Annotated in this window: 14 protein-coding genes; 1 reads left to right on the top strand and 13 read right to left on the bottom strand. The window is 41.6% G+C overall.

What is annotated here, in order from left to right; genetic code table 11:
- Window positions 1-177: 177 nt before the first annotated feature.
- From CLI64_RS22635 to pilM, 11 genes are all read right to left on the bottom strand, one after another.
- Window positions 178-834, bottom strand: coding sequence for an HAS-barrel domain-containing protein (locus CLI64_RS22635; RefSeq protein ID WP_103139334.1), 657 nt, complete (start codon window positions 832-834; stop codon window positions 178-180).
- Window positions 771-947: a hypothetical protein gene (locus CLI64_RS31690; RefSeq protein WP_225977411.1), complete on the bottom strand. Its 177-nt coding sequence runs from the start codon at window positions 945-947 to the stop codon at window positions 771-773. Before CLI64_RS31690 ends, CLI64_RS22635 begins: the two co-directional genes overlap by 64 nt.
- A 73-nt stretch (window positions 948-1,020) precedes the next feature.
- On the bottom strand, window positions 1,021-1,218 hold the full coding sequence (locus tag CLI64_RS22630; RefSeq protein ID WP_103139333.1) for an NAD(P)H dehydrogenase subunit NdhS: 198 nt from the start codon (window positions 1,216-1,218) through the stop codon (window positions 1,021-1,023).
- 198 nt (window positions 1,219-1,416) lie between these two features.
- The gene (gene rodA, locus CLI64_RS22625; RefSeq protein ID WP_103139332.1) at window positions 1,417-2,730 is read right to left on the bottom strand and encodes a rod shape-determining protein RodA; all 1,314 of its coding nucleotides are present in this window, start codon (window positions 2,728-2,730) and stop codon (window positions 1,417-1,419) included.
- 182 nt (window positions 2,731-2,912) lie between these two features.
- Window positions 2,913-3,983 (bottom strand): Mrp/NBP35 family ATP-binding protein, encoded by a 1,071-nt coding sequence (locus CLI64_RS22620; RefSeq protein WP_103139331.1) that lies wholly within the window; start codon window positions 3,981-3,983, stop codon window positions 2,913-2,915.
- Between the two features lie 177 nt (window positions 3,984-4,160).
- Window positions 4,161-4,802, bottom strand: coding sequence for a Uma2 family endonuclease (locus CLI64_RS22615; RefSeq protein ID WP_103139330.1), 642 nt, complete (start codon window positions 4,800-4,802; stop codon window positions 4,161-4,163).
- Window positions 4,803-5,396: 594 nt separating this feature from the next.
- On the bottom strand, window positions 5,397-7,760 hold the full coding sequence (locus CLI64_RS22610) for a type IV pilus secretin family protein (protein WP_103139329.1): 2,364 nt from the start codon (window positions 7,758-7,760) through the stop codon (window positions 5,397-5,399).
- Between the two features lie 83 nt (window positions 7,761-7,843).
- On the bottom strand, window positions 7,844-8,230 hold the full coding sequence (locus CLI64_RS22605) for a four helix bundle protein (protein ID WP_103139328.1): 387 nt from the start codon (window positions 8,228-8,230) through the stop codon (window positions 7,844-7,846).
- Window positions 8,231-8,312: 82 nt separating this feature from the next.
- A complete protein-coding gene (locus CLI64_RS22600; protein ID WP_103139327.1) occupies window positions 8,313-9,080 on the bottom strand; it encodes a pilus assembly protein PilO in 768 nt (255 codons plus the stop codon).
- Window positions 9,077-9,841 (bottom strand): PilN domain-containing protein, encoded by a 765-nt coding sequence (locus CLI64_RS22595; RefSeq protein ID WP_103139326.1) that lies wholly within the window; start codon window positions 9,839-9,841, stop codon window positions 9,077-9,079. Before CLI64_RS22595 ends, CLI64_RS22600 begins: the two co-directional genes overlap by 4 nt.
- 4 nt (window positions 9,842-9,845) lie before the next feature.
- A complete protein-coding gene (gene pilM, locus CLI64_RS22590; protein ID WP_103139325.1) occupies window positions 9,846-10,955 on the bottom strand; it encodes a type IV pilus assembly protein PilM in 1,110 nt (369 codons plus the stop codon).
- A 196-nt stretch (window positions 10,956-11,151) separates the two neighbouring features.
- Here pilM and CLI64_RS22585 point away from each other — a divergent pair, with 196 nt between their 5' ends.
- Window positions 11,152-12,450 (top strand): sugar ABC transporter substrate-binding protein, encoded by a 1,299-nt coding sequence (locus tag CLI64_RS22585; protein WP_103139324.1) that lies wholly within the window; start codon window positions 11,152-11,154, stop codon window positions 12,448-12,450.
- A 417-nt stretch (window positions 12,451-12,867) separates the two neighbouring features.
- Here the strand turns inward: CLI64_RS22585 and CLI64_RS22580 are convergent, their stop codons facing one another.
- Together CLI64_RS22580 and CLI64_RS22575 are read right to left on the bottom strand one after the other, a co-directional pair.
- On the bottom strand, window positions 12,868-13,941 hold the full coding sequence (locus CLI64_RS22580) for a sensor histidine kinase (protein WP_103139323.1): 1,074 nt from the start codon (window positions 13,939-13,941) through the stop codon (window positions 12,868-12,870).
- 6 nt (window positions 13,942-13,947) lie between these two features.
- Window positions 13,948-15,123 carry an FIST signal transduction protein gene (locus CLI64_RS22575; RefSeq protein WP_103139322.1) on the bottom strand — a complete coding sequence of 392 codons (1,176 nt, stop codon included), beginning with the start codon at window positions 15,121-15,123 and terminating at the stop codon, window positions 13,948-13,950.
- Window positions 15,124-15,244 lie beyond the last annotated feature (121 nt).

The following is a 15,244-nucleotide window of genomic DNA, read 5'->3' as shown; positions in this document are numbered from 1 at the left end:
AAAAGTCAGAGCGATGGTGAAGCTATGATTCTATGATTACCTTTTAATAATTTTCTGCAATCGTCTATCGCCTTCGGGAGAATTCACAATTTAGAATACCCTCTGGTGTTTCTCACTTACACTTAAGTATCTGGAAAGCCACTCTTAAAAATTAACAATTATCTGGGAATTAACTATTTATGGGTGAATCTGGCTCAAAATAAATCGTAGGCGATCGTAGTCGTCTTTGAGGAGGACACTAAGAGTGCGTCCAGCCTTAATCAGCCATTCCCTGTCAGCTTTGCGTAATTGGTAAACTTCCCGAATCGCTGCCGCAGTTAAAGCTTCCACTGGTGCGCTGTTAATGGCTAGCAGTGTCCGCAAAAAATCTAACTCTTCGGTAAATTTAACTATTAAATCTGGTTCACACCGATAAACAGCTTGATGAATTTGGGGGGGACGTGGTGGTAGATATTGGTAAACCCTTTGGTTAGCACCTGTAATTATTGATGGTGGAGCAAAACCGACGATCGCCGCCCAAAATTCAGTTTTGAGCATGGCGAAGATTTGCGGCTGTTCCTCGCGTAATTCTTGCAATGATAACCCCAACGCCACGGCTCGGTGTACTGAATCAACGGGCATGGTAGTAGCATGATATACTACGGCATAAACTTGATTACCCGATTCCTCATCCACAGATCGCACCCAACTACCAAAAGGCGGCATAGATGGAAAACTTAAATCTTCCGGTTCTAGACACTGTGCCAAAAATTCAGTAGAGGTAGTTTCGATCACCTCCGCAATGTGGTTAGGGTGGCGATCGCTCGTATTAAACTGTGGTAGAGGAAGACGCATGGGAGTGCTGAGTGCTGAGTGCTGTTAGCGGTAGCGCGGCGTTTAGCCGGTGCTGAGTAATGAGTAATGAGTGGTGTTAGCGGTAGCGCGGCGTTTGGCCGGCGATGAGTCAATAGTCACTATCCTTTGACTAATGACTAATGACTAATGACTAATGACTATTGACTATTGACTATTGACTAAGACTTATTTTCCTTTTTTCTTGCCAGTAGCGATTTCTACAGGTTCTAGTTCCGATAGGCGAAAAGTAATGATTTTATCCCAGTTTCCGCCTTCAAACAACACAGCCACTTTACCATCACTGACCCGTTGTACTAGTCCTTCATAGCGATAGTAAGTATCTGCGGGATTCTTAACACGAACAGTTGCTCCAGGTAGAATCATGACTTCTTTCCTTAGTTATTCCTTCTATTAGCTTAATACCTGTGATTAGTCCATAGTCTATAGTTTATAGTTTCACTTTTCCCAATAGTAACTATTGACTTAAGCCGCACTCAACACTCATTACGCTGCTCAACGCCGCGCTACCGCTAACAGCACTCAGCACTCATTACTCAGCACTCACCACTCACCACTCCAATATCAATAATACTTCTGCCGTTGACGAAAATTAGCTACCGATTCTACTATTCCTAGCGCAATGAAATTCGTCAACATTGCCGATCGCCCGTAACTCATCCAAGGTAATGGTATCCCCGCTACAGGTGCTAAACCTACAGTCATACCAACATTAACAATCAATTGAAACACAATCATCGACAAAACACCGATCGCCAATAACGAACCAAAATTGTCTTTGGCTGTTTGAGCAACGTGTAGTAAACGCCAGCAGATTAAACAGAAAACAAATAACACAACTAAACACCCAACAAAACCAAATTCTTCCCCTACAGCCGAAAAAATAAAGTCTGTATGTTGTTCAGGAACGAAATTCAGTTGTGTCATCGGCCCTTTAAACAAACCCCAACCCCACATTTCACCTGCACCGATAGCAATGCGTGATTGATGTTGGTGATAACCGGCTCCTAATATATCGTGTCCAGGGCGCAGAAAAGTTGTTAGGCGGTCTTTTTGATAATCTTTCAAAATATGATTCCAGGCAAAAACACCTAGTTCACCGCCCAGCATATTGATGCCTCCAGCAGCAATACCAGCAATCCCAAATCGTCGCCAAGGAAGGGTTAGCCAACCCAAAACGCCCATAGCTATCGACCAAAGAATTCCTAAAGGGCCGATGGGGATTTCATGGAAAACTACTAATGGTTCTGATAAAGGCCAGGATGTACCAAATGAAATGGCTGCAATAACGGGAGATATCAGCAAAATTAACCAACCTGGATTAGCATTTGCCCAATACAACATTCCTAAAACTATGGCACCAAACACTAGGGACGTGGCCAAATCAGGTTGCACAAATACCAATAACCAAGGTAGAGCTGTAAACGCCAAAGCGCGAAAAAAATTGGGTAGAGTAGCTGCTGTAGTTTTATGTAATACAGCCGCTAATGTGATAATGATTCCTACCTTGGCAAATTCTGATGGTTGAACGTTAAAACCCGCAATGCTAATCCATCGCTGTGCGCCTTTAGCACTAGTACCAGCAATCATCACTGTAATCAAACTAAGATTGGTAATTGCGTATATTACCCAACGCCATTGCAGTAAATTTTCGTACCGAAATCGACAGATAAATAATGCGATTAAAGTACCTATGCCAGCAACTAACCAATGCCACCACCAATCTGTTACAGGTTGCTTCAGTTCAGTGCTAAGAATCATGAGGCCGCCAAAGAAGCTGACTCCCACAGGCAGAATAAATAATAGCCAATCTATTTGCTGCCAAGGTTTAACCCAATACTGCCAACGAATTTTAGGAAGCGAACGTTTCAATAACATTTTGATTGTTGACTGTTGATTGTTGATTGGGAACTGAGATTGGGGATTGGGGACAAGGTAGACAAAGTAGACAAGGTAGATTTTATACCAATGCCCCATGCCCCATACCCCATGCCCCATGATTATTAATAACTCTGAATTCCCAAGCTTTCACCCAGGAATTAGACAAAAATTAAGATTTACTATGTGAGAGCAGCGACAGAAACTTTACCGGCGATATTTAAGGCGATCGCTTTTAAAGCTTTGGCTGAGGCTGAATCTGGATCAGCGACAACTATCGGTACGCCATTATCACCACCAATTCTAGTAGAAATCTCTAGGGGAACACAGCCTAATAAGGGAACTCCTAATTCGGCTGCGGTTTTAGAACCACCACCAGAACCGAATATATCGTACTGTTTATCTGGCATATCAGGAGGAATGAAATAACTCATGTTTTCTATCATTCCCAATACCGGCACGTTCATTTGCTGGAACATCCGCAAACCTTTACGAGAATCTAACAGTGCTACAGTTTGCGGTGTGGTGACAATCACAGCCCCAGACATCGGTACAGACTGAGTTAAAGTTAACTGAGCATCACCAGTTCCTGGTGGCATATCCACAATTAAATAGTCGAGTTCGCCCCATTGCACTTGATAGAGAAACTGGCGAATCACACCATTGAGCATAGGCCCACGCCAAATCACTGGCTGATCTCGGTCAATGAGAAAGCCCATTGAAACTAATTTGACACCATGATTAAATGCTGGTTCTAAAACTTCACCTTTTTCTGTAGAACGCACCACAATTTGCGCGTCCGCTAGACCTAACATGGTGGGATCATTTGGCCCGTAAATATCCGCGTCTAATAAACCGACTTTTGCCCCTGTTTGAGCTAATGCGACAGCGACATTCACCGCCACCGTACTTTTACCGACACCACCCTTACCACTAGAAACAGCAATGATATTTTTCACCCCTGGAACACCATTGCGATCAGGTAAGCTTTTTTGTTGTGGTGTTTCTGCTGTGACCTCGACACTGACATCCGTTACCCCAGGTAGCTTTTTCACAGCTTTTTCACAGTCTTCCACGATAAATTCCCTTAAGGGACAAGCGGGAGTTGTTAAAACCAAAGTAAAGCTGACTTTACCACCTTCAATTTTGACGTTGCGAATCATGTTGAGTTCTACAAGACTCTTACGTAGTTCAGGGTCTTGTACTGGTCGCAACACTTCTAAAACAGATTGGGAATCGAGGACATCGTACATAACAATTCAAAATGCAAAATTAAAAATTCAAAATGTAAAGCAATAATTGCTTGGTGTGTTCTCTGCGATCGGCGTAACAAAATTTAAAAAACTTTTATTATCACCTAATAAAATCTTAACTTTCTTTAGGTATTTAAAGATGAGAAGCCCAGAATTGGCAATGCCGCACCCTGCCAACTAAGACTGGGATGCAAGTTTCTCTTTTACCCAAGCACGAAAAGCACGAGTAGTAGAAACTTCCCCATTTTGTTTAGCTGCTGAAATAAATTGGGGAATCTCCCTCACTGGGACAGGTGCAAAAATCATACTCATTGGCACTTCTGAATATTGTCCGTCTGTAAGTTGATAAATTCTTAATGTAGTGCCGTTATAACGCCAAAACTCAGGAACTCCCATCGCTGCATACAGTTTCAATTTGTCTATTGCAGAACGGGAATATTCCACCTCTAGCACCAAATCAGGCGGTGGGTCAGTTGCTAGGTCAATATTTTCTTTATTTCTCACTAAAGCTTCATTTTGGATATAGTAGCTACTATCTGGCTCTGCTCCCCGTTCTAAATCATCCCGCATTAAAGTCAAAGAACCAGAACGTTTAATTTCTAAACCAAATTCTTCACATAGGACACCGACAAATACCTCTATGAGACGGTTAGAGTTTTCGTGTGGCATCAGTGGGGACATAATTTCTACTATTCCATTGTCGTAAGCCAGTCGGGAACTGCGCTCTGTACCCATCTCCAGGAGCATAGTTTTAAAAGTTTGCCAGCTGATGTTGTGAAGTAAACTTCTAGTTTCTGCTGGGTGTGTTATCGCCACCATAGTTGATTTCTCCCCAGGATATTGGCTGATACCAAGAGTTTGCCATATTTTGCAATAAGTAAGTCGGTGCGAAAAAACCAAACTACATTAAGCAATGTAAAAATTAGAAAATTCGTTTTGTAGTAAGGACTTCAGTCCTTATTTGAGGACTAAAGTCCTCTCTACGAGACGCTGCGCGAACACTACCAACCTTTAATTATTTACACCGTTCTGACTTGAAAAAGGGGTGTAGGGGTATAAGGGTATAGGGGTGTAAGGGAAAGACTTTTTCATGTTTTCTTGTGTACGCAGTTCATGAGGGCTACTTATTGTTAGGTTCTATTGCACTGACGCATCCCCTACCCAACCATCAATTCCTGATAATTTATTTTTTGATGTTCCCTAAGAATGTAGATGGCACAGCTTTTTGTCTTCAATGCTGTCAAAAAAAATACCACAAAGCTCAAAAGCTTGTGGCTTATCTAGTAGATTGCATTTTCTTCCTAATATCAATTCGCCAAAATAAACCAACAGATATCAAACCAAAACCTAGACACAGCTAACTTTTTTGAATTACGAATTACGTTAGCGTAGCGGGGCGCAGCCCATTACGAATTATCGCTTAGGTGTGCGTAAACCCCGACGTTCCAGAACTTGGCGCACCTGTGGACTAGGTGTGTAGTTATAACCGTAAGCCGAGTTTTCTGAATCATCCATAATTTGCGGTGTGAGAAGTACAATCACTTCTCGACGTTCGTTGGTTCTGTTTGTACTTCTAAAGAGTGAACCAATCAGAGGAATGTCACCCAAGATAGGGATTTTAGACACACTTGTCCGGTCTTGGTCTTGAATAATACCTGAGAGAATTAGCGTTTGACCATCTCGCAGACGAATCAAACCAGAATTCAAAGAACGTTCAGATACCAAGAAAATTGTTTGGCTATTACCGGAAACATTGAGTACAGCTGAAGATTGCGGTGCTTTGACAACTGGAGCAACTGATAAAGAAACAAAGCCATTGTCGTCAATTCGATCAAGTTTCACAGCTAAAGTTAAACCCACGTCGGTTTTCTCAGCAGTCACTGTTTGGGTAGAAGTTCCATCACCACGGGTGGTTTCACTCTTAATATTGCCCACCACTTCTTGAGTGAGTTTGACATTAGCAGTTTGACCTTCCTGCACAATTAAAGTTGGGTCAGTCAAAATCTTGGCATTACCATTTGTTACTTGAGCCTGCAAACTAGCAAGAAGACGCTTGGGAAACTGGTATATGGTAGGAAGAGAATAAGTCAGTTTCTCAGGAGTTCCCGGAGTTGTCCTCGGTACGAGTTGAAATCTTGTTGTCTGACCAGTAGTAGGATCAATTTCGATAGGTATATTTTCAAAAGTTGTTGTTGGAGGAGTAGCTGGAGTAATTTCTGTAATACCCGGCTCTAACGGATTAGTGCTAGCAGCACCTCTAACCGGATTGAAAAACACACCCGCATCGGATACTGGATTAGTGGTTGTAGGTGTACTAGTGACACTATTCCTCGCTTCCGTGCTAGTAGCTGGCCTAGAACCACCAAAATTGAGAGATGCTGCACCACCATCCACAGAGAAGTAGTTATTCCCAATACCAAAGGAAAAACTCGCGCTGTAGTCCTGGTTTCCTGTGAGGTTAACATCGATAATTTTGACATTAACGACCGCCTGACGACGGCGAATATCGAGTTGAGTTAATTGAGTCATCGCCATCTCAACTAACTTAGGAGGGCCAATTAATGTCAAAGCATTGGTACGCTCATCCCCTAAAGCCTGTAAACCCCGCAGTAGTGGAGTCGAATCTGTATAGTTAATTCGTTGAGTTTCTACTCTAGTTTCTGTAGTAGTCTGGGTTTGGGTTACGGGTGCAACGCCAGTTCCTACTGGTACTGCACTAACGTTAGTTACTTGACGTTCCCGGCTGACAGCTGTTTCTGCACCTAAGCCCACCAGAAAATTTAAAGCCACTCCCACACTGACTTGATTAAGTCGCAAACTCCGCATAACTACGTCACGAGTGGAGTTAGGCAGTTTTGGCCCTACAAAAATTGTTCTGTTGCTGCGGTTAGCTTCTAAACCACTCAGGCGCAAGACATAGTTAAATACATCCTGCACAGGTTCGTTTTCTATATCTAGAGAGATGGTTTGCTGAATTGCTTGGCCATCTTTACTGCCTTCTCCGCCGATATAAGCCAAGTTGAGATTAGCCGCACGCGCCAGCAATGATAACACTTCACGGACTGGTGCATCCCGCAACACTAAACGCGGCACACGTTCTTGTGAGCCTAAATCTATAGTGCTAGGAGAAGCATCTGTAACGGCAACAGCAATGTCTCCCACTGGTGGGGGGACGGCTCTGGGTAATAATGGTGGTGCTTGGCTAACAGGTTGACCCACGCCTGCTGGTTGTGCTGGCCTACCATCAATGGTGATTTCTGGGTTGGGGACAAGTACATTGGGGACTGCACCTGGTTGAGCAGGAGTAGCTCCGGGGGTTGCGGTAGCTGGAGGTGGTGTTGTGGTAATTGGCACTGATGCTGTAGTCCCGGTTGATGGGGTGTAGCTGAGGGTAATACCGTCAGACTTTCTGACTACAGGTTGACCACTAGGTGCATCATTATCGCCAGTGACTATTACCCGAATACTATTAGCATCAAGCTGGACAACTTCAACAGAGGCAATTCCAGGAGCTGGTTTTTCTTGGCGAAAATTATTGCCTTGCTTTAAACGCAACTGGGTGTTGATGACATCGGAAACTAAGGTATTACCTCGTTTCGTCGTAAAAACTTGGGGACGAGAGCCAGCAGAGGTTTTTAAAGTCACGCTTACTCCGCCATTAACAGGAGCTAATTTGACTTCATTAACTTGTGTAATTTGTGCTGATACTGGTTGTGCCGCCAGAAATAATAAAGCAGCAGCACCCAAAATAAAATTATTACCGTGAAGCTGTTTCACAGTTCATTCCTCACCTATATAAAATCATTAGTTGTTGAGTCGTTGGGGTTTTGTTCGCAGGGGGGCAGGGGGCAGGGGGATGATTAGTGTTTTATGAGCCAAGGGGATGGATTTTTGATGATGGTGACTAACATGCCTAGAACTCGGTTATAAGTTCCATACAGTTCTCTGCCTATTTCAACATTGAGATAATCGCATTTAACTGCGAATTTAAGCCAAGTTTGAGTCTCTGCGGCTTCTGATTCGCAATCGTTCAATTTAGCAATAAAAGCAGCCTCATAACGTCGCTTTCTCCATGCTTCTGCAAGATTTGCACAAACAGAGCGAGACGAACGACGAATTTGATCAGTCAATGAATACTTTTCCGCAGCAGGAAACTTCTTTGACAGATCAAAAATTCTCATGGCGACATCAAAGGCCATCTTGTATACTTCCAAATCTTCATGACTTTTAATTGGTTCTTTTCCCATTCCCCCTGCTCCCTGCTGTCTTGATAATGATCTCTCTGTTTCACATTGCTCCCCCTGCTCCCTGCCCCCTGCCCCCCTGCAATTACTTCTTAGGTGCAGCTTTAGCCGCCTCCGCAGTAAGTTCTTCTGAACTCAGGGGCATTAATGCTTGTAATTGAAAAGATGTCGTAATTGGTGCAGGCCCTATCCTCCGCACAGGTTTACCGAAGTTATCTGTAGCTTGGATGTTGGCTAATGCTGATTGATAGTCTTTAACTATTAGTAATGGTTGTAGACGTTCGATATTACGAATAATTGATTGTGTCTGTTCGTATGTACCAATAATTTCGACGTTAACGCTACTACGTTTGAGTCTGCCGTTAACTGCAACTCCTAATGAACCATCATTAACAATTTCGGGTTTTTCTGTGGCTGGGACAAACTTTTGGAGTTTGGCTTTGACGGTGTTTAGGGAATTTGCAGAGCTACCAGATTCTACTAAACGGTTGAGATCCAATAGTAGGGTGTCTAGGGTTTTTTCGTCAGAGAATAAAGCTAAAACCTGTTGCTTTTGTTTTTTTGCTTGGTCTAACTCTTCTTTGATTTTGCCAATTTGTTTGACAGTAGCTTGCTTTTGCTGAATTTGCCCTTGGAGGTCGTTGCTTTGTGCTTGCTTTTGCTGATAGGCTTCCCAAGCTGGCATGAGTATATTCAGCAGCATATAGATAGCTCCTGCTAGACCTACGACTGCCACCAAAATACCGATGACTTTGGGTGTAAAAGTGATATTAAACACCACAGGATAGGATGGTGCGCCTGATTCTAAATCTGCGGCGTTTTCGGCAAAATTTAAATCTTCACTCAGCGTCATCGTGTAATGACTCCTGTTTTTTGCATACTACGAATGCGGGAGACTAGTCCCACCGTGCCTTTCTGCTCTAGTTCCCGAATCAATTCTGAAGCAGGAACATCACTAAGACGAGATTGAATTGTATATCTAACTACTTGGGGTGGTTTGATGACTACACCACTTTTAGTAGTAGTGGCTGTGACTGGTGCATCTACTAAAGTGGCGGTGGTAATTCTGCTTTCGGAAGATTTTAAGAACCGCGACTGTTGCAGACTTAATAAGAAGTCGTTGACATTATCGAAAGAGCGAGCTAGTCCGGTGATTTCTATGCCTCCGGCGGGGTTAGGTGGTGGTTGTCCTTCTACTGCTGCTAGAGGTGGAATTTGCTTAATATTTTCAATTTGTACGGTTGGAGGAATGCGATCGCGCACATCTTCTAACATGGCTGACCAAGGTCGAATTTGGTCAAATACGGTGACTAAACTTTGAGTCTCTGCTTTGACGGCATCCGCTTGTGCTTTAATTTGGTTGATGTTGGCGATTTCTGCGTCTAATTTTTTGCTTTGTTCTTCAAGTTGAGCAATTGACTGCTCTATTTCACTCGTTTTACCTTGCACGAGCCATAACCCAATTCCTACCAACACTGGTAAACCTACACCTACAGTTACCCCTAGATATACCGGGGTAAGATTCCCTGATGGTAGTTTTACTCCCGGACTTTTATCAGATTTGGGTTGGTAGGCTGGTCGGTCTTTGAGAAAGTTAATATCTAAACTGTACATTCGATTACACCTCCCGCAGTCCTAAACCCAAGATAATTCCTAAACCCGAACGCTGTTGAGCAGGATATTTTTGTTCATCGACTTGTAAGGACAAAGACCCAATTGGATCTACTTGGGTAGTAGGTATGCTGAGTCTTTGGGTAAAGAATTCATCTAAGTGTTGGAGTCCGCCCCCAGGCCCTGCTAAGAAAATTTGTGCTACCTCTATGTTTTCACTTTGATTGAGGTAGAAATCTATGGAACGGCGTAGCTCATCTGTGAGTTCTCCTAAGATTCGCAATACACCAGCCATTCCCGGATTAGTTTCTGTGACTCCTGTTTTATCAGCATCTACAGGCGTGACAGGAATCGTCATTTCATACAAAAGTTCCATATCCCGTGATGTTGGTAGACTCATGGCTCTAGCTAAAGCCATTTGCATTTGGTAGGTACCTATGGGTACAGTCCGAGAAAATTGGGGGATACCGTTGACGATAATGGCTATTTCCGTGCTGTCAAATTCGATATCAACTAAGACAGCTGCTTCTTGGGGACTGAGTTCTCGTAAATGGCGATCGCGGATTGTCCGAATTAGTGCAAAACTGTTAATCTCTAAAACATTAATTTGCAATCCTGCTTGCTCAAAGGTACTAATATATGTATCTGTCACCTCCTTGCGGGTAGCAACTAGCAGCACTTGTACTTTTTCGATGCCGTCTTCATCTACAAAGTACCCAAGTTTTTGATAATCTACATCAGCTTCCTCACGAGGATAGGGTAAATACAAGGCTGCTTCATGGTTTAGCACCATATCTCGGAGTTCTTTATCGTCTAACTCTGCCGGCACAGGAATAATTCGTACAACCGAATCACGTCCTGGTACGCCGGTGGATACACGAGAAGTCTTGATTTTACTTTCAGCTAAAGCTTGCTGAATGAGTTGCGCCATAGCTGGGGGATCAGTAATTTGACCATCAGTGACGATTCCTTCTGGAACTGGTACTGATGTTAAAGATTCGAGTTTCAAGCCTTGACGCTGCTTGCGTAGTTGCACTACATTGACTCGTTCTGGTGCGATTTCCACACCTACCCCTCTATGAGATTTGCCAAACAGACTACTGAAACTTTTCACCACAGTAATGCCCGCCAAACTGCAAAATTAAAAATTTAAATGTTACTTAAGTAGTCATTTCGTCATCAGTCATTAGTCACTAGTAAATTAGGCTATTGACTTTTGAATTTGGACTTTTGACACCTAATCTTTTTAGCCTATAATCTCGACAATTCTGCATAAGCTTTTTAACTTCATCAAGCGTGAAAATACTGGTAAAATGATGCAATTACGAAAATTCCCAAAGCTAGTCGCTTTCATCATGTTAGGTTTACTGACTAGTTGGATTGTCAGTTGCAGCGATGGCAAAGTTAATACCAATAATCAACCAGCTGCCTCTGGAACAGCCAAGATTGAGTTTTGGACAATGCAACTCCAACCGAAATTTACAAACTACTTCCAAAGCTTAATTGCCAACTTTGAGTCACAAAATCCCGGTATAAAGGTAAACTGGGTTGATGTGCCTTGGGCAGCGATGGAGAACAAAATTTTAACAGCTGTCTCCGCAAAAACGCCACCTGATGTTGTTAACCTCAATCCTGATTTTGCTTCTCAATTAGCGGGTCGAAATGCTTGGCTAGATTTAGACACAAAAGTACCAACAGAAGCCCATTCCGCCTATCTACCGAATATTTGGAAAGCTAGTACACTTAACGGCAAAAGCTTTGGTCTTCCTTGGTATCTCACCACAAGGCTGACTATTTATAACACTGATCTCTTAAAACAAGCAGGTATTAATCAACCACCCAACACTTACGCGCAATTAGCACAACAAGCACAACAAATTAAAGACAAAACGGGTAAATACGCTTTTTTTGCAACTTTTGTTCCCCAGGATTCCGCAGAAGTGCTGCAATCATTGGTGCAGATGGGAGTGACTTTAGTGGATGCAGAAGGTAAAGCCGCTTTTAATACACCTCAAGGTAAAGCAGCGTTTCAGTATTGGGTAGACCTGTATAAAAAAGGGTTATTACCGAAAGAAGCACTAACTCAAGGACATCGCCACGCGATTGATTTATATCAATCTGGTGAAACAGCATTTTTAGCTTCGGGTCCTGAATTTCTCCAAAATATTGCTACCAATGCGCCGAAAATCGCTCAAGCTTCTGCGATCGCACCTCAATTAACCGGTGATACAGGTAAGAAAAATGTAGCAGTGATGAATATCGTCATTCCCCGTGAAACAAAACAACCTGATGCGGCGGTAAAATTTGCTTTATTTGTCACCAATAATGAGAATCAGCTAGCCTTTGCCAAAGCCGCAAATGTTCTTCCATCCACAACCAAAGCTTTAGCTGATAGTTACTTTAAAGATGTTCCTGCTAATGCTTCTACAGTCGAACAAGCTAGAGTAGTTAGCGCACAACAACTACAACAAGCAGAAATTTTAACTCCTCCATTAAAAGATATTAAAAAGCTGCAAAAGGCAATTTATGAAAACCTACAAGCAGCAATGTTAGGAGAAAAAACTGTAGATCAAGCAGTTGCAGATGCAGCTAAGGAATGGGATAACCGGTAGCAGTAATACCAATTCGCAATTCGCAATTCGCAATTCGCAATTCGCAATGGGCTAACGCCCCGCTACGCTGACGCAATTAATAAAGTCGGTTTCAAGCCAATACACTTCAATTAAACCTAACATTTGGTGTTTGTGAAGTAAGAAAAAGTTCGTAGTAAGGACTTCAGTCCTCATCTAAGGACTAAAGTCCTCTCTACGAGACGCTGCGCGAACACTACAAACTGTTTTCTTAACTGAACTGTATTGTGTTTCAAGCTTTGCATCTGTTGCTTAATTTTGGAGAATTGGTATAAAACCGTGAAAACCAAGATACTGGACTTCTTCGAGAAGTCTGGTATCTAGACACCGCAAGTTCTCACAAATCAGATATAACTGCTATGTAAATAAAGTAAACTTCACCTTTTACCTTTTACCTTATTATCTAGATTGTCGAATAGGAATTTGAATGATAAATTTTGCCCCTATTCCTGGTTTAGAGCAACATTCCAATTTACCACCGTGCAATTCAATAATAATTCTGTAGCTAATTGATAAACCTAAGCCTGTACCTTTACCGACATCTTTAGTTGTGAAAAATGGATCAAATAATTTAGCTTTCACTTCCTCATCAATTCCTCCTCCATTATCAGCAATAATAATTTCCGCCCAATTATCATCAATGACTTGCGTAAAAATCTCAATTTGAGGAGTTTGTATACACTGCACATCACTTGCTAGATTTTTAATTACTTTCTCTTCTAACGCATCAATAGAATTAGCAATAATATTCATAAATACTTGATTAAGCTGTCCTGGGTAACATTCGATTAATGGTAGTTTTCCATAATGACGGATAATTTTAACGCCTTGTAAATTATGAGGAGATGGCTTGAGACGGTTGTTTAAAATTACTAAAGTGCTATCAATACCTTCGTGAATATCAACAGTTTTAAAATCAGCTTCATCTAGACGAGAAAATGTTCTGAGAGATTTAACTATCTCACAGATACGCTCTGCACCTACCATCATTGATTGAAATAATTTAGCCGAGTCTGTCTTGATAAAATCCAATTCAATTGCTTGAATTTTATTTTTAATTACAGCTACAGGTTCAGTATAATTTTGCTGGTAAAGATCAACTAAATCTAGTAAATCGTGAATATAATTATTAGCATAATTCAAGTTCCCATAAATAAAACTGACAGGATTATTAATTTCATGAGCAACACCTGCAACTAAAACTCCGAGAGCAGACATTTTCTCAGATTCTACTAATTTAAGTTGCAGAGCTTTGAGATTGATTAAAGTTTTTTCTAGTTCTTGAGTTCGACTTTCTAGAGCTATTTGTGAGGTTTCTAAATCCCGAATCACATTTTTAAGCACTGCTTCTCTGACTTCACTAGCATTTTCTAGCTGTTCCCGATCAGCTTCCGAACGTTGTAGTTTCTTTTGCAAAATCCGAACTGTTTTTTCGAGTTCTTGAATTCTGCTTTCATTTTCTATAGATTCCATAAACCTTCATTTTGTACCTAGCAGTAGGGTGACAAAGGTTTCTTGATGATAGTAAGTTGAACCCTGTGATTCTAGGGGAGCAAATTCACCATAGGTATAGAACCCACAAATAGGTATATCTTTTTTAAGTTCGGTTTTAATCATTTGATATTCTTCTTTAGCTTTTGTCCCTAAAAGCCAACGGCGACAACAGCAGGAAAAAAGTAAAATGGCATCGGGTTCTGTACCAGGATAACGTGCAAGCGCAGTCTGAAGTGAACTTTTCACAGAACAAAGAATTTCTTCCCGATTAAAATCTGTCATTTGCACAATGGATTGTTCTGGAACATCCCCTAAAAAGTTGATGCTACCAGTTTGCAAATCAAAAGTATTAGGAACGCGCATATAATAGCGATCGCTATCTCCCTCATACACTGCTAAAGGGTTTTCTGCGGTTGGTGTGCGATCGCCTAAATATCGCTGATAAAATTCTAGTGCTGATACTCCATCAATTTCGTACAAAACTGTTCCTTGCGATTTGGTTATAACACTCCTGCGTCCCATTGGTTCCCAACCACAAGCAGTTCCGTAGGAAAATAGAATATCTCCAGCAAAAATTAGAATAGGTAAGGAGTCAGTCAATACTTCGGTTTGAAAAAATTGATAGGTAGTCTTAAATCTAAATTGATCGCCAGCCGCACCACCTACAATGGGTATATCAGAACCTAAAGCCGACTTTAACCCCTCTAGAATTAATCCCCCATTAGTAGTAGAACCATCTGCTAGATAGCTAGCCGGTAATGGTATACATAACTGAGCAGGTTTATCAGATTTTTCTTTGGCTTTTTGAACTGCTTCCTGAGCAGCATTTAAAGGATTGGCTTTCACTCCACATCCCAAACCTGCATGAATTTCTACAGTATCAGAACAAAACAGCATCAGTGTTACAGAATCTTGTTGAAACCCTAAAATTGACGACATTTCCCCATCTGTAGTACAACCAATTAAGTCTATTCCAGGAAATACTGCGGAGATTTTTTGCAAGATTAAAGCATGATCAAAATCAATAGCTGCAAACAACATAGCAGCCTGCGGTGGAATATCTGTTAAATCACTTAAATCATGGACGCATTTTGCTAAAACTTCTTCAATAGCGGCTTGACTATCAGGATCATCACTATGTCCAAGAACAACTTTCAGCATATTTACCTCTTAAGTAATTTCAATAATTAAAGATAATTTAAAATTTTGCAGCATAATAGGATAGTCTGCTTAATTCAAATTTCCATTAATAATAACTCCTTGGAATTTATATGAAAAATAA

This window comes from Nostoc sp. CENA543 (genome assembly GCF_002896875.1).
Lineage (GTDB): Bacteria > Cyanobacteriota > Cyanobacteriia > Cyanobacteriales > Nostocaceae > Trichormus.
This window is presented reverse-complemented; position numbering and strand designations above follow the sequence as displayed.